We start from the raw sequence: 17,651 nt of genomic DNA on the forward strand, positions 1-17,651 counted from the left end.
ATGACTATAAATAGGCCGAAAAATATTGTCAAAAGATTCATTTATATCATTGGGGAAGTGTTTTGGTAAGAATCTTATTTAGCTGTGAAATTTTCTTATCTATTTTTTTTGCTTTAACTGAAACATGAGAACGGTGGCTATTATTACATTATTAATAATGAGAAAATGCAAAAAAACATCAGCAGTCTTTTTGGGGGAGTAGAATTTCTACGCAGGCGTTTTACGAACCATACTCAGGTGTGGTTTCACGTACAGTCTATGCGGAAAATCCATCGCGGATTGAGTCTCAGAGGTACAAAAAAGCCCGCCAGAAGCGGGCCTGAAATCATTCTGGAAATTAGAACTGATACACTAAGCCCAGAGCAACGATGTCATCGGTCGCGATGCCGTTGTCTGTATAGAAATGGTCATCGTTATCCAGCAGGTTGATTTTGTAATCAACGTAGGTGGACATGTTTTTGTTGAAGTAGTAAGTCATACCGACCTCAACATATTTCACCAGATCTTTGTCGGTATAACGTGGGTTACCGTCGCCATCGTGATCCTGACCACCCAGGTCCTTACCTTTAGAGACCAGGTAGGCGATGGAGGGGCGCAGGCCGAAATCGAACTGGTATTGCGCGACGGCTTCAAAGTTCTGAGTCTGGTTAGCGATACCGCCAGTTGCTTCACCTTTACCGCTGCCGTAATAGGTCATATTGCGGGTTTCGGCATACATGGTGGCCAGATAGATATTGTTTGCGTCATATTTCGCGCCAATAGTCCACGCTTCGGCCGTTTCGCCGCCAGCATAGTTGTTGGCATGGGAGCGATCGCCATAACCACGAGTAACCTGATTATCAGTGCGATCGGAATTTGAGTAGGCCGCGCCCAGGCTCAGACCGAAGTCAAAGTCATAGGAGGTGGACATACCGAAACCGTCGCCGTTTTCTTTCGCCATGCTACGGGCACCGTTACCGTTACTCGTACCTTCCTGCCCAGCCAGACCGCCGTTCTCGTTATTACCCTGATACTGCAGCGCAAAGTTCAGGCCATCAACCTGACCGAAGAAGCCTTTATTACGATAGGTGGCGACGCCGTTAGTACGACCCAGCATATACACGTCGGTCTGGGTGTAGGTATCGCCACCAAATTCTGGCAGCATATCGGTCCACGCTTCAACGTCATAAACCACGCCGTAGTTACGACCATAATCAAAGGTGCCGTTCTGGCCAAAGCCTAAACCGGCAAAGCCCAGACGCGTCCAGGAGTTACCGTGGTCGCTTTCCGTTGTGTTTGCCTGGATATTGTATTCCCACTGGCCGTAACCGGTCAGTTGATCCATGATCTGAGTTTCGCCTTTGAAGCCAAGACGTGCATAGGACATGTCGCCATCGCTGCCAGCATCTTCAGAGAAGTAATGCAGACCATCTACTTTCCCATAGATATCTACTTTATTGCCGTCTTTATTATAAACTTCAGCGGCATTCGCCACGCCAGAAATAAGTAATGCTGGAACAAGCATTGCCAATACTTTTCTTTTCATTATGTTTTCCCTTATGATGATAATTCTCATGAATGAGTTCTTCTTTCCAGAAGAACACGCTGGATACTATTCCATAGAGTTCATTTTATTTTAAAAGTAACATGTAACAATTATATTTTAAATATTTCTAAATGTTTCTGTTTTGGGTTTTTATAATTAATTTTATATGATTTATTTAAATATCATTCATGTTTTTAGTTTGTTATATCAAATGATTATGATTTTTATGGTTATATCATGAATTTGAATGGTTTCTGAATAAAAGCTTATCTATGAGTCGTGAATAATAAATAATTGACGTGAATGTTGTTTGTAAAAACAAGTTAATTTAACGATGAGAAGTCTGGTGATACAGCATAATGATATGAACACTCTAAAAAAGACGGCGGGGTAGCGGGCGAATTTTTTATTTGTTTGCAATATGCGCAAATAAAGGAAAACCCGGAGATTCTTCGTTTTAGTGGAAAGGGGTGGTGGATTTTGTGACATAACTAAAATTGCCCTGGATCAATACATATGCAAAATCAATGAATGTCAGTCATCTTGTGACACACAGAACATAAAAATGTGACTATAATCACAAAAATAAGCAATGATTACTGTTGAGTTACATCACCAAAATGGAGTTTCCTTTGAGCACTATGGAAGAAAGAGCAACACGGAGTCTGGGCGGAAAACTGGCATTGTGGGTGTTTTATGCTTTTTGCGTCTACTTTGCCTGGGCCATGCTTCGCTACGCGTGGGTGATTAGCCATGTTCAGTCAATCCCGGTTGCCGGATTCGAAAGTTCGCTTGGCTCCACCAGCGGGAAATGGATGGGCGCACTGCTGGGTTTCCTGGTCCTCGGACTGGTGGGACTGATTCTCGGTGGCATCGCCTGGTATACGCGCCCGCGTCGTCAGCCAACGTGAAGACGCAGGAGAAACTTGCTACTGTATTGCTTCTTAACGTACGGGAGGCAATGTGGATCTTCAGCTCTGGCAATCACAATTTGAAGCGTGGTTATGTAACCATCATACCCGGCAGGATGCCGCACATGATATCTTTCACTTCCGCCGCGTCTGGGCGACATCACGGCAACTGATGAAAGGGCAGGAAGTGGATGGACTGGTCGTGCTGACCGCCTGTTATTTTCATGACATTGTCAGCCTTGCCAAAAATCATCCGGATCGTCATCGCTCGTCGGTTCTGGCTGCCGCTGAAACCCGCCGTATCCTCATTCAGGATTTCCCTACCTTCCCTGAGCCACAGCTGGCGTCGGTTTGCCATGCGATCGAGGCACATAGTTTTAGCGCGAACATTGCTCCCCTCACTCTGGAAGCAAAAATCGTTCAGGATGCTGACAGACTTGAGGCGCTGGGCGCGATAGGGCTGGCGCGCGTTTTTGCGGTTTCAGGCGCGTTAGGCGTGGCGCTTTTTGACGGTGAAGATCCCTTTGCAGAACGGCGTGCGCTCAACGATAAACAGTTTGCTCTCGATCACTTCCAGACCAAATTGCTGGCGTTGCCCGGCACAATGCAAACCGAGCGTGGACGTGAACTGGCCCGTCATAACGCTGATTTCCTGGTAAACTACATGGCAAAGTTGAGCGCTGAGCTAAATGGGGAGTATGAATCTGTCGATCCGGCGGTGATCCGCGCATTTCGCCCCAGCCACTCGTGAAGCCAATTTTATGTTAACCTGACGACACTCTTTTTTGGCCGGTTGAAGATATGCAGCAAAATCTTTCAGTAACAGGTTCGCTGGTTACCGCAACAGACAGCAATGTCGACGTTGCGCAGGGGGTATTGGCGAAATTGTTGGAAATTTATGATGTTAAAACGCTGGTGGCTCACCTGAATGGAATTGGCGAGAATCACTGGAGTCCGGCTATTTTAAAACGCGTGGCGGCGAATGCCTCGGCATGGCATCGATTGAGCGAACGTGAGTTGGCATCTTTGTGCTCGCTGTTGCCCACGCCGCCTGCACACCATCCTCACTATGCTTTTCGGTTTATTGATCTCTTTGCCGGTATTGGCGGTATTCGTCGTGGATTTGAGGCGATAGGTGGCCAGTGCGTGTTTACCAGCGAGTGGAACAAGCATGCGGTGCGTACCTATAAAGCCAACTATTACTGCGACCCGGCGAGCCACCACTTTAATGAAGACATTCGCGATATCACGCTCAGCCATCACGAAGGTGTAAGCGACAGTCAGGCAGCAGATCATATTCGCCAGCATGTGCCGCAGCACGATGTCCTGTTGGCAGGCTTCCCGTGTCAGCCATTTTCCCTTGCCGGCGTGTCAAAGAAAAATGCGCTGGGACGCGCCCACGGTTTTGCCTGCGATACTCAGGGGACACTGTTCTTTGACGTCGTGCGCATCATTGACGTCCGCCGCCCGCCGATTTTTGTCCTGGAAAACGTGAAAAACCTGAAGAGTCACGATCAGGGCAAAACGTTCCGCATCATTATGCAAACGCTGGATGAGCTGGGCTATGACGTCGCCGATGCGGAGGATAACGGGCCGGACGATCCGAAAATTATTGATGGCAAACATTTCTTGCCGCAGCACCGGGAACGCATTGTGTTAGTCGGCTTTCGTCGCGATCTGAATCTGAAGCGCGATTTTACCCTGCGTGATATCAGTACGCGTTACCCGCAGCGGCGCACTACTCTGGCGGAACTGCTGGAACCGGTAGTGGAAGCCAAATATGTACTGACGCCGGTGCTGTGGAAATATCTCTACCGCTATGCGAAAAAGCATCAGGCGAAGGGCAACGGTTTTGGCTACGGCATGGTCTATCCCACGAATCCGAATAGTGTGACGCGCACGCTATCCGCGAGATATTACAAAGACGGCGCAGAAATCCTGATCGACCGTGGCTGGGATTTTGCTGCCGGAGAAGTGAACTTCGACGATCCGACAAATCAGCAGCATCGTCCTCGTCGCTTAACGCCGAGAGAGTGTGCGCGACTGATGGGTTTTGAGTCGCCGCAGGGATATCAGTTCCGTATCCCCGTTTCTGACACCCAGGCCTATCGTCAGTTTGGTAACTCTGTCGTAGTGCCCGCGTTTGCCGCCGTGGCGACGTTGCTGGAAGAGAAAATTAAAATGGCTGTCGCGTTACGTCAGCAAGAGAGCGCGGATGGCGGACGTTCACGATAAGGCAACGCGCAGTAAAAACATGCGGGCCATCGCGACCCGCGATACCGCCATCGAAAAGCGGCTTGCGGGACTGCTGGCGGAGCAGGGACTCGACTATCGCGTTCAGGATGATTCGTTGCCAGGACGTCCCGATTTTGTACTGGATGAATACCGCTGCGTGATTTTTACCCACGGTTGTTTCTGGCATCACCATCATTGCTACCTGTTTAAGGTGCCGGCCACGCGCACAGAATTCTGGCTGGATAAGATCGGTAAAAACGTCGAGCGCGATCGCCGGGATACCCAGCGTTTGGCGGGACTGGGCTGGAGGGTGCTGATCGTCTGGGAATGCGCGTTGCGGGGGCGGGAGAAGCTCGGCGACGTCGCGCTGTCTGAACGTCTTGAAGAGTGGATCTGCGGCGGTGGCGCATCCGCGCAGATCGATACTCTGGGGATACATTTACTGTAACGTTTTTTCGTTTTCCATGGGTTTGAGCGTCGGTTTGGCCGGGAAAAGATATTTCCCCAGCGTCACCAGAACCACCGCAAAGACGATGACTCCTAACGCCAGCCATTCAATCAGTGCCAGACGTTCACCTCCCAGTCCTGTCCCCAGTAGCACAGCAACAACCGGGTTCACGTAGGCGTAACTGGTTGCCAGTGCAGGGCTAACGTTACGGATCAAATACATATAGGCGTTGATGGCGATGATGGATCCAAACACCGCCAGATAGCCTACCGCCAGAAAGCCTGACAGCGACGGCAGCGTGGTCAGTTTTTCACCGCTGATGAGCGAGGCACACATCAGCACGATCCCGGCGGCGAGCATCTCAATGGCGCCAGCCATCATTCCTGTCGGCAGTGTAATGCGGGAACCGTAGACGGAACCAAACGCCCAACTGATTGAACCAATCAGAATCAATATTGCTCCCCACGGATTGCCGCTCAGGTTGCCACCGCTGTTGAGCATCACGATCCCCGCCAGCCCAATGGCAATCCCCATCCACTCCAGCCTGCGGGTTTTGATGCCAAAGAAATGGCTGAAGCACAGGGTGAACAGGGGGACCGTCGCGACCACGACCGCTGCGATGCCGGAGGGAACGTCCTGATGTTCTGCCACCGTGACCAACCCATTACCGACGGCCAGCAGCAAAATGCCAATCAACGCCGCGTTAAGCAGCGGGCGAAGCGGCGGCAATTTGTGACCGCGCAGTAGCAAAAAGGCGGTTAACAACCCCCCGGCCGCGAGAAAACGGACGCCAGCCATCATCAGCGGCGGCCAACTCTCCACGCCGATACGGATGACGAAATAGGTAGAACCCCAGATGATATACAGCGCGAACAGTGCGCTGAAAAGCGGTAACAACTGCCTGAAACGCATAATCCCTCACGTGCGAAACGCTAACAAGCGATATAGTAAACGCGAAAACGACCAGACTGGCGAGCGATATAATTCACGCATCTTGTTAGAAAAATGTTGACGAATAACGTCAGTTTCAGCCTCGCGTGTTTTACTCCATACTTAACGCTTCAAGAAGAAAAAAATGAGGGAATAATTTTGGCAGGAAGTAGCTTACTGACCTTACTCGATGATATTGCCACGCTGCTGGATGATATCTCGATGATGGGCAAACTGGCCGCGAAGAAAACCGCTGGCGTATTGGGGGACGACCTGTCGCTAAACGCGCAGCAGGTGACGGGGGTAAGAGCGAATCGCGAGCTGCCGGTGGTCTGGAGCGTGGCGAAAGGCTCGCTCGTCAACAAAGTGATCCTGGTGCCGCTGGCATTGCTCATCAGCGCCTTTATTCCCTGGGCGATTACGCCGTTGTTGATGATTGGCGGTGCCTTCCTCTGTTTTGAAGGTGTGGAGAAAGTTCTGCATACCCTCAAATCGCGAAAACAGAAAGAAGATCCGGCTGAGCGACAGCGGCGGCTGGAAGCGCTGGCGGCACAGGATCCGCTGGCGTTTGAAAAAGATAAAATCAAAGGCGCAGTGCGAACCGACTTTATTCTCTCTGCGGAGATTGTGGCGATCACGCTGGGGATTGTGGCTGAAGCACCGCTGCTCAATCAGGTGCTGGTCTTGTCGGGGATCGCGCTGGTGGTGACGATTGGCGTTTATGGTCTGGTCGGACTCATTGTTAAGCTGGATGATATGGGCTACTGGCTGGCAGAAAAAACCAGCGTGTTGGCGCAGGCGTTAGGTAAAGGATTGCTGGTTGTCGCGCCGTGGCTGATGAAATCGCTGTCGGTGATTGGCACGCTGGCGATGTTCCTTGTGGGCGGAGGGATTGTCGTGCACGGCGTTGCACCGTTACATCATGCCATTGAGCGGTTCGCCCAACAGCAAAGCGCCGTAGTGGCGTTGATTTTGCCGACGCTTCTGAATCTGGTGCTGGGCTTTATCATCGGCGCGATCGTTGTGCTGCTGGTAAAAGCGGTGGCCAAAGTGCGCGGGGGGGCGCACTAAAAGTCTTCCCCTGAATGAGGCAAAACCAGACATCCTCGTCTAAGGTGAAAACGTTCACTGTATACAGGAGGTAACATGGTTTTTTCGGTCAGTGAGGAAGTGACTGTGAAAGAGGGCGGTCCACGCATGATTGTCACCGGCTATTCCAGCGGTATGGTGGAATGTCGGTGGTATGATGGGTTTGGCGTCAAGCGAGAAGCATTCCATGAGAGTGAACTCGTTTCCGGTGATGCCAGACAACGGTGTGAATAAGCCTGATGCCTGAACGCCCGGCGACCGTCGGGCGTTTTCTTAAATTCAAAAAATACGTGACGGTCATAATACGTAACGTACTGAGTTATGCCAGGATTAGGAAAGCAATCGCGAGTAGGGAGTGGTCAGAGTGCCGCACGAAACAACGATGGAAAACTGGGGCTGGCTGAAAACGCTGGCGCGGCGACTCGGCCCTGGCCATGTCGTGAATCTCTGTTTTCTGACCGTCATGCTCTTTTCAACCCTGCTGACCTGGCGGGAAGTAGTCGTCCTGGAAGACGCTTATATCTCAAGCCAGCGTAATCATCTGGAAAATGTCGCCAACGCCCTCGACAAGCAGCTGCAATTCAATGTGGATAAGCTGCTGTTTCTGCGTGACGGGATGCACGAGGCGCTGATCACCCCTCTGGGATTTTCCGTCTTAAAAGATGCGGTTACCCATTTTGAACAGTTACGCCATTCGCGCGTCTGGCAGCTTGAACTGGATAAGCGACGGACGCTGCCGCTGAATGGCGTTTCTGATTCGTTTGTGAATCAAACTCAGTTGCTCTCGCGTGACAACGAATCGCTGGATAACGAACTGACAGCCGCGCTGGAGCTGGGTTATCTGCTGCGCCTGGCGGTCACCCGCGCGTCTCTGTCACTCCAGGCGATGTACGTCTCGCGCGCGGGATTTTACGTCTCCACGCTGCCGACATCGCTCTCGAGCGAAATTACCGCCCGCTACTACGACTACGTAATTCAACCCTGGTTTACCGGGCAGTCGCAGCGAAAAAACCGGACGCGCGGCGTGCGCTGGTTTACCTCGCCGTCATCCGAATTCAGCTATGCGCAGCAGCGCGTAACCGTCAGTGTACCGCTGGATAGCAATCATTACTGGCTCGGGGTGCTGGCGATGAGCATCCCCGTTTCAGCAGTAGAACGGTTTATGGATGAGGCTATCGACAAAGATGTGGAAGGGGAGTACCAACTCTACGACAGTAAACTGAAACTGCTGGCAGCCTCAACGCCGGAACTGAGGAATGCTAAGACCTTTGATGAGCGCGAACTGGCGTTGCTGGCGCATGATATTGAGCAGGATACCGTAGGCGGCTTGCGCATGGGCAGTCGTTACGTTAGCTGGCAACGGCTGGACCATTTCGATGGCGTGCTGGTACGGGTACATACCTTGAGCGAAGGGGTACATGGCGATTTCGGCAGCATCAGTATTGCGCTGGCGCTACTGTGGGCGCTGTTTACCGCGATGTTGATCATCTCCTGGGTCGTTATCCGCCATATGGTCAGCAATATGTTTGTGTTGCAAAGTTCACTTCAATGGCAGGCCTGGCACGATACGCTGACCCGCTTATATAACCGCGGCGCGCTGTTTGAAAAAGCCAAACAGCTGACCCAGCGTTGTCGAATGCAAAAACAACCTCTGTCGGTTATTCAGATCGATCTTGACCACTTCAAAAGTATCAATGACCGCTTTGGTCATCAGGCCGGGGATCGCGTGTTAACGCATGCCGCAGGCTTAATCAGCGGCACATTGCGTACCTATGATGTTGCCGGGCGTGTGGGCGGGGAGGAGTTCTGCGTGGTCCTGCCGGAAACGTCTCTGGCGCAGGCGGAGCAGATAGCTGAACGCATCCGCCAGCGACTGAATGAGAAAGAGATTCTGGTGGCGAAAAGCGCCACGCTGCGGATCAGCGCCTCACTCGGGGTGAGTAGTACCCAGGAAACCGGAGACTACGACTTCGAGCAACTCCAGTCGCTCGCGGATCGCAGACTCTACAAGGCAAAACAGGCCGGACGGAACCGCGTTTGCGCGGTGGATCGGGGCTAAGGCGCGGCGAACAGCCAGGTCATGCCTTCCTGCCAGCCCTCGGGGCCTTCATGCTGCGTGCGGTAAACCTGCGCCGTGCTGTCGGAGCGTAAAACCACCCCTTCGCGATTCAGTCCTTTGACGATCACCGCGTAATCCATTGCCTCAAGCAGTGGGGCGTCGTTCGGGCCGTCGCCCAGACCGACGGTGATCGGGCGCTTTTTCCCCTGGCGCCGATAGAGATCAATCAGACCGTTTGCCGCGTGGTTTTTCCCTGACGTGGCGTCCAGGACATGCCAGAAGCGGGCACCATGGACAAACTGCAGTCCCAGATCGTTTAGCTGCCGGGCGAACTCGGCCATGCGTTCATCGCTGTCGCGCCAGATCAGGGTGACAGAGGCTTCATGCAGTCGCGTTAAGCTGGCCTGAGCATGCGACAGACCGGTCCACTCGGCGATCGTGGACTCATCGACATCATCAAACGTCGTAAATTTAAACGCGGATCGGGCACGAAGTTTATCCAGCACAGCGCTAATTTCAGCATGCGAAGCGCCGAAGATCTGGCGCGGAAAGTCAGGATGCGTCTGCCAGCGGCTGTCCAGTTCAACCACTGCGCCATTTTCAGCAATCAACGGCAGTCCTTGTAAGCCCAGCAATTTCTGGATGTGCAGCATTTCTGCGGCGGTTTTACTGCTGCACAGGATCACGGGAATACGCTTTTCACGCAGACGAGCCAGCCAGGCTGCGGCAGGTTGCCAGTCATAGGTATGACTGTCCAGTAGCGTGCCATCCAGATCGGTAAAAATCAGCAGTGGGGCGTCGAGTGATAGCATTTTTATTCCCGTCACGTAAGTCGCGGTATTCTGGATAAATCCTAAAAACAGGGCATTTTATCTGACAGGGAATTGGGATCGATCCCGCCATCACGCGTGCTGACAGCCTGTCCGCCTTAACCATTAGAAGGATTAATCATTTGTCTGAAAAATATTTGCTTGTCATGCAAAAAAATTGCGGATAAGGTTTAGCGTACATCAGATTTCCTGGTGTAACGAATTTTCAAGTGCTTCTTGCATAAGCAAGTTTCATCCCGACCCGTTAGGGTCGGGATTTTTTTCGCTGTGGGTCAGCGATTAATTTCCGTCACGCTAAAGTCATGGATATCCAGCTCAAACGCCTCGGCTAATTCATGCCATGTATGATACTCACGACCATCCACGCTGACTCTGTCCGGGTCGTTTCCGCTGCGATGAATCTCGCTTTCGCTGATTTCATTAATCGCCGCCAGCAGCGCGTCAACATCGACGCTGACTTCACGTTTTGCGGTATCGCTATACTCTTTCGCGGTCTTCATTTCAACCTCGTCATTAACCGTGCCACAGACTAAGTATAGACCGTTGAGAAAACCCGCAATCAAACCGGTCAGACGCTGTCAGGCGGCGGTTTTTGTTCTACACTGGCACAAAGCCACAGGAGGATAATGATGAAGGTGAATGATCGGGTCACAGTCAAAACGGACGGCGGTTCTCGTCGGCCTGGCGTGGTACTGGCAGTAGAAGAGTTTAGTGAAGGCACAATGTACCTGGTTTCGCTGGAAGACTACCCGCTCGGCATCTGGTTCTTTAACGAGTCAGGGCATCAGGATGGTATCTTTGTGGAGAAGGCAGAGTAGGCATTACAATGCCCAATGTATGCCCGGCTGGTGGGACAGCCACCAGTCGGGGCGTCTCATCGCATGTTAACAAATATACCGTTGGTCACGTTATCGGTGAGTCTGACAACATGATAGATAACCTGTTTGTTATGCGTCTTTATCTTTCGTTTTATATTCCCCTTATGGGATGACACCGTTTTCGCCTTGATATTCATTTGATCTGAAATTTGAATTGTTCCCTGGCCTTCCATCCACATGCGCAGCATGCTGGACTCAGTGCGACTTAATGATAACGTCGGTAAATTTATTACCCCGGCGACGTCCGTCTCTTTTTTCAGAATATCGCCAAGGAGATCGTCCAGTGATTCTGGCTTAATTGACTTTGAGCTGATCAATAAGTTTTTTCTGACTAATAGATATTCATCAAAATGGACATTGGCAATTGCCATAAAAACAATAAATAGCGTATTGGGATGCTGATTAATGATTTGCTTTATATGCTGACTGCTGGCTGGATCATGGATAAAACAGTCTTCATTAATAAACACCACAGACGGCTGGTGTGTGTCACAAGCGATGTCGAGTTCGTCAACGGTTTCGATGTCGTTGATTTCCCTTTTTTTCACCCCTCTGCTTACCAGATACCCGGTCAAACCCAGCCGGGTGTAACTGCATAAATCCATAATAATCGTTGACATGGCTTACCCTCACTCAATGCGTAACGATAATTCCCCTTACCTGAATATCTCATCACAACTTAACGGAATCGAATGCTTCACCTAATGAGACGCATATGCGGTTTTCAGGCGGACTTACTATCCCGTAAAGTTACGTATAATTTGCCTGGAATTGTCTTAAAGTAAAGTAAATGTTGCGTTATGTGAGAGAGATAAAAACAAATAAAGCGCGTGAGAGTTATCCTGGTAGATGTTTTTACTGAATGACTTTAGGATAATCCTTAGAAAAACAGGATAAACATTATGGACTATTATTAACGGGCAATTCACTAACAATATCAGCTAATAGATTGAAGATTTCACTAAATAGATGTTCACAAAACGGCGCAATCAATGGCATTAATGCCGCGATTAACGAGATACCCACGGTCAGGGTGAGCGGAAAGCCAATCACAAATACAGATAATTGCGGTGCCATACGATTTAATAATCCCAGCGCCAGGTTCAGCGTTAGCAGCATGGTGATCACCGGCAGCGCCAGCATCATCCCGTTAAGGAAGATCAGGCTGCCCGCTCTGGCCAACGCCAGAAACGCGTTGCTGTTCACCGGATTGCCGCCAACAGGCAGGGTGTGGAACGTGTCGACCAGCAGTGAAATCAGCCACAGGTGACCGTCAAAGGTCAGGAACAGCAGCATTGCCAGCATATCAATAATTCTGGCAAGCACTGGCATATTCAGGTGGCTGGCCGGATCGACAAAGGTGGCAAAGGAGAGGCCCATCTGCAAACCGATGATCTCACCCGCCGTACGTACCGCCGCGAAGGCAAATTGCATAGTAAAGCCCAATGCGATGCCGATCAGGATTTGCTGCATTGCCAGCCATAACGCGTTAAACGAAAAAATAGGCACATCGTTGGGCGGCAAAGAAGGGGCAATGACAAAGGTGATGATGAGCCCCAGCCCCAGTTTCACCCGTTTAGGAACCGCGCGTTCACTGAGGATCGGGGCGGTGCTGATCAGCGCCAGTACGCGCAGTAGCGGCCAGAAATAGAGGCTCAGCCACTGCAGCCATTGATCGCTGGTTACCTGCAACATCCGTCATCTTACCCGATGATGTACGGCAGATTGGTGAACAGCGTGCGCACGTAATCCAGCAGCAAATTCAGCATCCACGGCCCGGCCACGATAATCGCCGTAAACACCGCCACGATTTTCGGGATAAACGACAGCGTCATTTCGTTAATCTGTGTGGCGGCCTGCAAAATACTGATGATAAGCCCCGTCACCAGTGCAACCAGCAGCAGGGGGGCGGCAAGGGCGAGGGCAACTCTCATGGCCTCGGTGCCAATCATCATGACCGATTCAGGTGTCATTTTTCGCCTCTAACTGTAGAAACTTTGTGCAAGCGAACCCACCAGCAGTTGCCAGCCATCCACCAGCACGAACAGCATCAGTTTGAACGGTAGGGCAATGGTTGCCGGCGGAACCATCATCATCCCCAGCGCCATCAGCACGCTGGCAATCACCAGGTCGATAATCAGGAAAGGGATGAAGATCGTAAAGCCGATCTGGAAAGCCGTTTTCAGCTCGCTGGTCACATAGGCGGGCAGCAAAATACGCATCGGTACGGCTTCAGGCCCCTGAAGCGGACCGCTGTTTGCCAGACGGGCAAACAGGGCCAGATCGGCCTCGCGGGTCTGGCGCAGCATAAATTCACGCAGCGGTTGCGCACCTTTGTCCAGCGCTTCCTGCATTGAGATTTTCTCTTCGCTGAACGGTTGATACGCCTCGACATAGATCTTGTCGATGACCGGCGACATGATGAAAAAGGTCAGGAACAGCGCCAGCCCCAGCAGCACCTGGTTTGGTGGGGCGGATGGCGTACCAAGCGCATTACGCAGCAGGCCAAAGACGATGATGATGCGGGTAAAACTGGTCATCATCAGCAAAATGGCCGGAATAAAGGTCAGCGAGGTGATGAAGACCAGCGTCTGCACGGGCAGCGACCAGCTTTGTCCGCCCCCGGGCAGGGGTTGGCTCACAAGACCTGGCAGTTGCGCCAGTGCGGCGGGGCTGATAAGCCATAAACTGGTCAGCGTAAGGGATAACAAACGGCGCATCAGGATCTCCCGGAACGCTTAAGCAAACTCTTCATCATGGCCTGAAAATCGGCAGGAGCAGACGACGTCTCTTCTGGCACAACAGGGGCCGGGGGGAGGGTATGTAGCACACTGATGTTTGACGCCGTGACGCCAAGCACCAGTCGCGCGTCCTCAACGTCGACAATCACCACGCGCTCGCGTGGACCCAGCGAGGTACTGGCGGAGACTTTCAGTCCGCGCGTATGGCTGCCTTTCGGCGAAAAGCCCAGACGTTTGATGACCCAGGCAGCCGCCAGGATCAGCAGGATGATCCCCAACAGCGCGCCGCTAACCTGCATCAGGGGCGAGCCCGGAACGGCAGAAGGCTGTTGAACGGTGGCCTGGGTTTTCATGATTAGCGACTCAGACGACGCATACGCTCGGACGGGGTGATGATATCGGTAATACGTACACCGTATTTATCGGCCACGACCACAACTTCACCCTGGGCGATCAGATAGCCGTTGATCAGGATATCCAGCGGTTCACCCGCCAGGCCGTCCAGCGCCACCACGGAACCCTGCGTCAGGCGCAGTAGCTCTTTAATGGTCATGCGCGTGCGACCCAATTCGACGGTCAGTTTGACCGGAATATCCATGATCAGGTCGATATCCTGCAGCGTACCGCTGACATCGCCACCGCCAAGCTGCTGGAAAACGGCATCGGCAGCACTTTTGCTGGTGGTCGTTTTTTGCTCGTTCAACGCGTCAGCCCACAGATCGTCCAATGCACCAGTGTTCTCATCAGACGGATTATTCATGTCACTCATTTGGGCTGTTCCTCATTCAGCGAATTCAAAATCGGGTTAATCAAATGTTCCACGCGTAACGCGTACTGACCGTTAACCGTGCCGTATTGGCTGGTCAGTACAGGCACACCGTCCACATGAGCAATAATGCGGTCTGGTTTTTCAATCGGCAGCACATCGCCGGGTTGTAGTTTTAATATCTGAGAAAGGCGCAGCGGAATATCGGCAAAGTTCGCCACCAGCTCCAGCTCGGAGTGCTGAACCTGACGCACCAGATTGTCGCGCCAGTTCTGATCTTCATTACGGGAGTTTTCCAGCGGCGGATTCACCAACAGTTCGCGTAGCGGTTCAATCATGCTGAACGGCAAACAGATGTTGAACTCACCGGTCAGGTTGCCAATCTCGACGTGGAAAGGGGTGTTGACCACAATATCGTTCGGCGATGTGGTGATGTTGGTAAATTTCACCTGCATCTCAGATCGCACATACTCCACTTCCAGCGGATTGATGGCCTTCCACGCGTCGCTATAGCCTTCCAGCGCCAGTTTCAGCATGCGGTTGATGACGCGCTGTTCGGTATGAGTAAACTCGCGACCCTCTACTTTCGTCGGGAAGCGTCCGTCTCCCCCAAACAGGTTATCGACGGCGATAAACACCAGACTTGGCGAGAACACCACCAGACCCGTACCGCGCAGCGGCTTGAGGTGGATCAGGTTCAGGTTGGTCGGCACCGGCAGGTTGCGGGCAAACTCGTGATACGGCTGAATGCGGATCGCGCCCACGGTAATATCCGGACTGCGACGCAACAGGTTAAACAGCCCCATCCGGAACTGACGGGCAAAACGTTCGTTGATGATCTCCAGCGCCTGCAGACGCTCACGCACCACGCGACGCTGAGTATTGGGATCGTACGGGCGAATTTCACTTTCGCCCGCGATACCTGGAGTCGGCTCGTCTTTCGTGTCGCTGTCGCCATTCAACAGCGCATCGATTTCAGCCTGAGAGAGAATACTGTCGCCCATGTCTTTACCGCAGAATGAAAGCTGTATACAGCACGTCGGTGACGTCCTGTTTGGGTTGTCCGGCAACGAGCGGAGGGGAAAGCGTCTCTTTGATTGCCGCGATCAATTTTTGCTTACCTTCTTCGGTAGACAGTGCGTTGGCGTCCTGACGAGAGAACAACAGCAGCAAACGGCTACGGACTTCTGGCAGATATTCGTTCAGGCGCGTACGCGTGGCTTCATCTTTCAGACGCAGCGTCACGCCGATATACAGTACGCGATCCGCATCGCCCAGATTGACGGTAAACGTATCCAGGGCGAAGAACACCGGTGCAGGCGGTGGCGGTGGTTCACTCGCCGCCGGAGTGGGATGCTGCTGCATACGCCAGTAGCTATAGCCTGCGGTTGCGCAGGCGGCAAGGGTAATGATTACCAGCAGCGGGATCCAAATTGAGCGTTTGCTCTTTTTGCTAATCGCGGAATCAGTCATCTGATACGGGCTTCCTGTTTCGGTACAGCTTATCGGCTGATTATCCCGTGTCCTGACCACGGCAAAGCGTGGAAAAGACGCGGATAATCATGCTACCTCTGGCGTTAGGCGAAGATATCGACGGCGCCGTTACCGCGAGCAGCGGACTGGAGCGAAGCGGGAACCGCCAGCTCACTCTCGTCATCGGCCATGTGCAGATCCTGTCCCTGCGTGCGAGCCGTCTGCTGCTGTTGAGAAGACGACTGCTGCTGGCCGGCGAAACTCTCGCTGCTGATGCTGCTTTGTCCCAACTGAATGCCGCTTTCTGCCAGCTGCGTGCGCAGCGTCGGCAGAGCGGCTTCCAGCGCCGCACGAACATGGCTATGGGCTGAAACCATCTGCAGTTGCGCCTGGTTATCATCAAGCTTAAGTGAGATCTGTACCTGACCGAGATCCTCCGGGTGCAGACGCAGTTCCGCACTTTGCTGACCCTGGCGGGTAAACAGCGTGATGTGCTGACTCAGGGATTGCTGCCATTCATGGCTACCCAGCGGTGCGCTCAGAACCGGTGCCGCGCTGGTGGTCGGCGGCTGCGATGCGGAGTGTGTGGCGGTGGTCATGGCAATACCCTGTGTCACCGCGGAAGGCGTACTGTCGATCTCCGCGTTTGCGGCGGCGGCAGCCACCACAGGCGGGGTGACCGCCTGTCCTTTCGCGCTTTCCGCGGCGATAATCGGCGATGTGCTATCCACTTTGTCCTTTTTCACGTCGTCACGGGTCAATGGACCGCCCGCGCTCTGTGCGAGCGAGCGGGTCGCGGCGCTAAGCGAGGTGCTTAGTGCACTCACTTTTTCACCGGCGGCCACCGGCGGTGTCGTCATTCCCGGTTGACCCGGCAACATGGCGAAAAGGGCGCTAAGGTTGGCGAGATCGTCATCGCTCAGGGCAGACGTATTTTCATCCTTTTGTGCAGTCTGGCGCAGGGCTGCCAGCGCGCTGTTTTTTTGTGTGGGTGTCAGCGCGGACAGCAGGGCCTGCGCATCGCTCAACCCTTTTTGTATCTCGTCAGACTGTCCTTCTTTGGCGGCTAGCAGGTCGGCCAGCTTAATGGCCTGCGATGAGTCGCCGTCCTGCGCCAACAGGCCCTTTTGCAGCTTGCCGCTGGCGGCCTGCAAATCGGCTAACGTCAGCGGCGCGTCTTTACCCTGTGCGTCGCCTGCGCCTAACGCGCCTGCCAGCAGCGCCAGAAAATCCTGGGCGGAGTCCGCCGTTTTCCCGGACGACAAGCCGGTGATAAGGTCTGAGTCAGTTGTGACCAGTTGGGGCAAAGTGATCATTCTGGTTTCCTCATTGCTGCACGCTGCGCAAATTCATCCATTTTTTTCTGATCCAGGCGGTTTTCAGCCAGTAAGGCTGCCGCGTTCTGTCTGTCTTGTAAGGTCTGCCAGGCCTGAAGTCGCTGTTTTTTTTCACGCCAGCTGTTCAGCGCCACATCCACTTTTTGCGTCCACTGCGTTAACTGCTGGCGATGCTGTTCCACCGCTTTTTCCAGGGTTTGAATGAACTGCTGGTAGTTAATCCAGCGATTACTGGCAATCCCCTGGCTCATATCGTTGTTGAGGTTGCTGCGGTATTCGTTCTGGTAGTCGAGCAGCATCGTGAGCTGCTCTTCCGCTTGCTGAAAACCGCGGCGCATTTCACCTAACAGCAGCGCAGCATCGTCCACCTCTTTTTCGGCGAGATCTTTGAGCGTTGCCAGTGCACCATGTTCAGCCATGACCCTTATC

22 protein-coding genes are annotated in these 17,651 nt (G+C 52.7%); 8 read left to right on the forward strand and 14 right to left on the reverse strand.

All coding sequences use genetic code 11. The features are described from left to right. Nucleotides 1-337: 337 nt before the first annotated feature. Nucleotides 338-1,525 (reverse strand): porin OmpC, encoded by a 1,188-nt coding sequence (gene ompC, locus I6L53_RS08415; RefSeq protein ID WP_042318245.1) that lies wholly within the window; start codon nt 1,523-1,525, stop codon nt 338-340. A 641-nt stretch (nt 1,526-2,166) separates the two neighbouring features. Here ompC and drpB point away from each other — a divergent pair. The 4 genes from drpB to I6L53_RS08435 are packed head-to-tail and all read left to right on the forward strand — an operon-like array spanning nt 2,167 to nt 5,119. After that, a complete protein-coding gene (gene drpB, locus I6L53_RS08420; RefSeq protein ID WP_072015676.1) occupies nt 2,167-2,436 on the forward strand; it encodes a cell division protein DrpB in 270 nt (89 codons plus the stop codon). Between the two features lie 52 nt (nt 2,437-2,488). Further along, the gene (locus tag I6L53_RS08425) at nt 2,489-3,187 is read left to right on the forward strand and encodes a phosphohydrolase (protein WP_042318248.1); all 699 of its coding nucleotides are present in this window, start codon (nt 2,489-2,491) and stop codon (nt 3,185-3,187) included. A gap of 50 nt (nt 3,188-3,237) precedes the next feature. Beyond that, on the forward strand, nt 3,238-4,671 hold the full coding sequence (locus I6L53_RS08430; RefSeq protein ID WP_042318251.1) for a DNA cytosine methyltransferase: 1,434 nt from the start codon (nt 3,238-3,240) through the stop codon (nt 4,669-4,671). After that, nucleotides 4,652-5,119 (forward strand): very short patch repair endonuclease, encoded by a 468-nt coding sequence (locus tag I6L53_RS08435; protein ID WP_042318252.1) that lies wholly within the window; start codon nt 4,652-4,654, stop codon nt 5,117-5,119. Before I6L53_RS08430 ends, I6L53_RS08435 begins: the two co-directional genes overlap by 20 nt. Here the strand turns inward: I6L53_RS08435 and yedA are convergent. Next, nucleotides 5,111-6,031, reverse strand: coding sequence for a drug/metabolite exporter YedA (gene yedA, locus I6L53_RS08440; protein ID WP_042318254.1), 921 nt, complete (start codon nt 6,029-6,031; stop codon nt 5,111-5,113). The two genes, I6L53_RS08435 and yedA, sit on opposite strands and share 9 nt — an antisense overlap. Nucleotides 6,032-6,202: 171 nt before the next feature. Here yedA and I6L53_RS08445 point away from each other — a divergent pair, with 171 nt between their 5' ends. The 3 genes from I6L53_RS08445 (at nt 6,203) to dgcQ (ending at nt 9,197) form a co-directional block, all read left to right on the forward strand. Then, complete coding sequence (locus I6L53_RS08445; RefSeq protein WP_094465880.1) at nt 6,203-7,120, forward strand: DUF808 family protein; 918 nt, start codon at nt 6,203-6,205, stop codon at nt 7,118-7,120. A 75-nt stretch (nt 7,121-7,195) separates the two neighbouring features. After that, the gene (locus tag I6L53_RS08450) at nt 7,196-7,372 is read left to right on the forward strand and encodes a YodC family protein (RefSeq protein ID WP_042318255.1); all 177 of its coding nucleotides are present in this window, start codon (nt 7,196-7,198) and stop codon (nt 7,370-7,372) included. A gap of 130 nt (nt 7,373-7,502) precedes the next feature. Next, nucleotides 7,503-9,197, forward strand: coding sequence for a cellulose biosynthesis regulator diguanylate cyclase DgcQ (dgcQ, locus tag I6L53_RS08455; RefSeq protein ID WP_042318256.1), 1,695 nt, complete (start codon nt 7,503-7,505; stop codon nt 9,195-9,197). Here dgcQ and I6L53_RS08460 read toward each other — a convergent pair. After that, on the reverse strand, nt 9,194-10,009 hold the full coding sequence (locus tag I6L53_RS08460) for a mannosyl-3-phosphoglycerate phosphatase-related protein (RefSeq protein WP_042318257.1): 816 nt from the start codon (nt 10,007-10,009) through the stop codon (nt 9,194-9,196). The two genes, dgcQ and I6L53_RS08460, sit on opposite strands and share 4 nt — an antisense overlap. Before the next feature lie 290 nt (nt 10,010-10,299). Further along, complete coding sequence (yodD, locus tag I6L53_RS08465) at nt 10,300-10,527, reverse strand: YodD family peroxide/acid resistance protein (RefSeq protein WP_042318260.1); 228 nt, start codon at nt 10,525-10,527, stop codon at nt 10,300-10,302. Nucleotides 10,528-10,656: 129 nt separating this feature from the next. Here yodD and dsrB point away from each other — a divergent pair, with 129 nt between their 5' ends. Next, nucleotides 10,657-10,845 (forward strand): protein DsrB, encoded by a 189-nt coding sequence (dsrB, locus tag I6L53_RS08470; RefSeq protein ID WP_042318262.1) that lies wholly within the window; start codon nt 10,657-10,659, stop codon nt 10,843-10,845. A gap of 56 nt (nt 10,846-10,901) precedes the next feature. On the opposite strand, the gene rcsA is transcribed toward dsrB, so the two are convergent. The 10 genes from rcsA to fliJ form a co-directional block, all read right to left on the reverse strand. Continuing rightward, nucleotides 10,902-11,525 carry a transcriptional regulator RcsA gene (gene rcsA, locus I6L53_RS08475; protein WP_042318264.1) on the reverse strand — a complete coding sequence of 208 codons (624 nt, stop codon included), beginning with the start codon at nt 11,523-11,525 and terminating at the stop codon, nt 10,902-10,904. Nucleotides 11,526-11,805: 280 nt separating this feature from the next. After that, a complete protein-coding gene (gene fliR, locus I6L53_RS08480) occupies nt 11,806-12,600 on the reverse strand; it encodes a flagellar biosynthetic protein FliR (RefSeq protein ID WP_042318267.1) in 795 nt (264 codons plus the stop codon). A gap of 8 nt (nt 12,601-12,608) precedes the next feature. After that, complete coding sequence (gene fliQ, locus I6L53_RS08485; protein WP_042318268.1) at nt 12,609-12,878, reverse strand: flagellar biosynthesis protein FliQ; 270 nt, start codon at nt 12,876-12,878, stop codon at nt 12,609-12,611. 9 nt (nt 12,879-12,887) lie between these two features. Then, nucleotides 12,888-13,625 carry a flagellar type III secretion system pore protein FliP gene (gene fliP, locus I6L53_RS08490; RefSeq protein ID WP_042318271.1) on the reverse strand — a complete coding sequence of 246 codons (738 nt, stop codon included), beginning with the start codon at nt 13,623-13,625 and terminating at the stop codon, nt 12,888-12,890. Continuing rightward, nucleotides 13,625-14,002, reverse strand: coding sequence for a flagellar biosynthetic protein FliO (gene fliO, locus I6L53_RS08495; protein ID WP_084196548.1), 378 nt, complete (start codon nt 14,000-14,002; stop codon nt 13,625-13,627). The genes fliP and fliO overlap by 1 nt, the downstream gene beginning before the upstream one ends. Further along, the gene (fliN, locus tag I6L53_RS08500; RefSeq protein WP_042318274.1) at nt 14,002-14,415 is read right to left on the reverse strand and encodes a flagellar motor switch protein FliN; all 414 of its coding nucleotides are present in this window, start codon (nt 14,413-14,415) and stop codon (nt 14,002-14,004) included. The genes fliO and fliN overlap by 1 nt, the downstream gene beginning before the upstream one ends. After that, on the reverse strand, nt 14,412-15,416 hold the full coding sequence (fliM, locus tag I6L53_RS08505; protein ID WP_042318275.1) for a flagellar motor switch protein FliM: 1,005 nt from the start codon (nt 15,414-15,416) through the stop codon (nt 14,412-14,414). Before fliM ends, fliN begins: the two co-directional genes overlap by 4 nt. A gap of 4 nt (nt 15,417-15,420) precedes the next feature. Next, the gene (fliL, locus tag I6L53_RS08510) at nt 15,421-15,885 is read right to left on the reverse strand and encodes a flagellar basal body-associated protein FliL (RefSeq protein WP_042318276.1); all 465 of its coding nucleotides are present in this window, start codon (nt 15,883-15,885) and stop codon (nt 15,421-15,423) included. A gap of 104 nt (nt 15,886-15,989) precedes the next feature. Further along, nucleotides 15,990-17,201, reverse strand: a complete 1,212-nt coding sequence (gene fliK, locus I6L53_RS08515; RefSeq protein WP_042318277.1) for a flagellar hook length control protein FliK — start codon at nt 17,199-17,201, stop codon at nt 15,990-15,992. Then, nucleotides 17,198-17,641 (reverse strand): flagellar export protein FliJ, encoded by a 444-nt coding sequence (gene fliJ / locus I6L53_RS08520; RefSeq protein WP_042318278.1) that lies wholly within the window; start codon nt 17,639-17,641, stop codon nt 17,198-17,200. The genes fliK and fliJ overlap by 4 nt, the downstream gene beginning before the upstream one ends. Nucleotides 17,642-17,651: the final 10 nt, after the last annotated feature.

The organism is Citrobacter farmeri, assembly GCF_019048065.1.
Lineage (GTDB): Bacteria > Pseudomonadota > Gammaproteobacteria > Enterobacterales > Enterobacteriaceae > Citrobacter_A > Citrobacter_A farmeri.

Coding starts and splice junctions, on each gene's coding strand:
- ompC (WP_042318245.1), bottom strand. CDS start 1,525: ATGAAAAGAAAAGTATTGGCAATGCTTGTTCCAGCATTACTTATTTCT.
- drpB (WP_072015676.1), top strand. CDS start 2,167: ATGGAAGAAAGAGCAACACGGAGTCTGGGCGGAAAACTGGCATTGTGG.
- I6L53_RS08430 (WP_042318251.1), top strand. CDS start 3,238: ATGCAGCAAAATCTTTCAGTAACAGGTTCGCTGGTTACCGCAACAGAC.
- I6L53_RS08435 (WP_042318252.1), top strand. CDS start 4,652: ATGGCGGACGTTCACGATAAGGCAACGCGCAGTAAAAACATGCGGGCC.
- yedA (WP_042318254.1), bottom strand. CDS start 6,031: ATGCGTTTCAGGCAGTTGTTACCGCTTTTCAGCGCACTGTTCGCGCTG.
- I6L53_RS08450 (WP_042318255.1), top strand. CDS start 7,196: ATGGTTTTTTCGGTCAGTGAGGAAGTGACTGTGAAAGAGGGCGGTCCA.
- I6L53_RS08460 (WP_042318257.1), bottom strand. CDS start 10,009: ATGCTATCACTCGACGCCCCACTGCTGATTTTTACCGATCTGGATGGC.
- yodD (WP_042318260.1), bottom strand. CDS start 10,527: ATGAAGACCGCGAAAGAGTATAGCGATACCGCAAAACGTGAAGTCAGC.
- dsrB (WP_042318262.1), top strand. CDS start 10,657: ATGAAGGTGAATGATCGGGTCACAGTCAAAACGGACGGCGGTTCTCGT.
- rcsA (WP_042318264.1), bottom strand. CDS start 11,525: ATGTCAACGATTATTATGGATTTATGCAGTTACACCCGGCTGGGTTTG.
- fliR (WP_042318267.1), bottom strand. CDS start 12,600: ATGTTGCAGGTAACCAGCGATCAATGGCTGCAGTGGCTGAGCCTCTAT.
- fliQ (WP_042318268.1), bottom strand. CDS start 12,878: ATGACACCTGAATCGGTCATGATGATTGGCACCGAGGCCATGAGAGTT.
- fliP (WP_042318271.1), bottom strand. CDS start 13,625: ATGCGCCGTTTGTTATCCCTTACGCTGACCAGTTTATGGCTTATCAGC.
- fliN (WP_042318274.1), bottom strand. CDS start 14,415: ATGAGTGACATGAATAATCCGTCTGATGAGAACACTGGTGCATTGGAC.
- fliM (WP_042318275.1), bottom strand. CDS start 15,416: ATGGGCGACAGTATTCTCTCTCAGGCTGAAATCGATGCGCTGTTGAAT.
- fliL (WP_042318276.1), bottom strand. CDS start 15,885: ATGACTGATTCCGCGATTAGCAAAAAGAGCAAACGCTCAATTTGGATC.
- fliK (WP_042318277.1), bottom strand. CDS start 17,201: ATGATCACTTTGCCCCAACTGGTCACAACTGACTCAGACCTTATCACC.
- fliJ (WP_042318278.1), bottom strand. CDS start 17,641: ATGGCTGAACATGGTGCACTGGCAACGCTCAAAGATCTCGCCGAAAAA.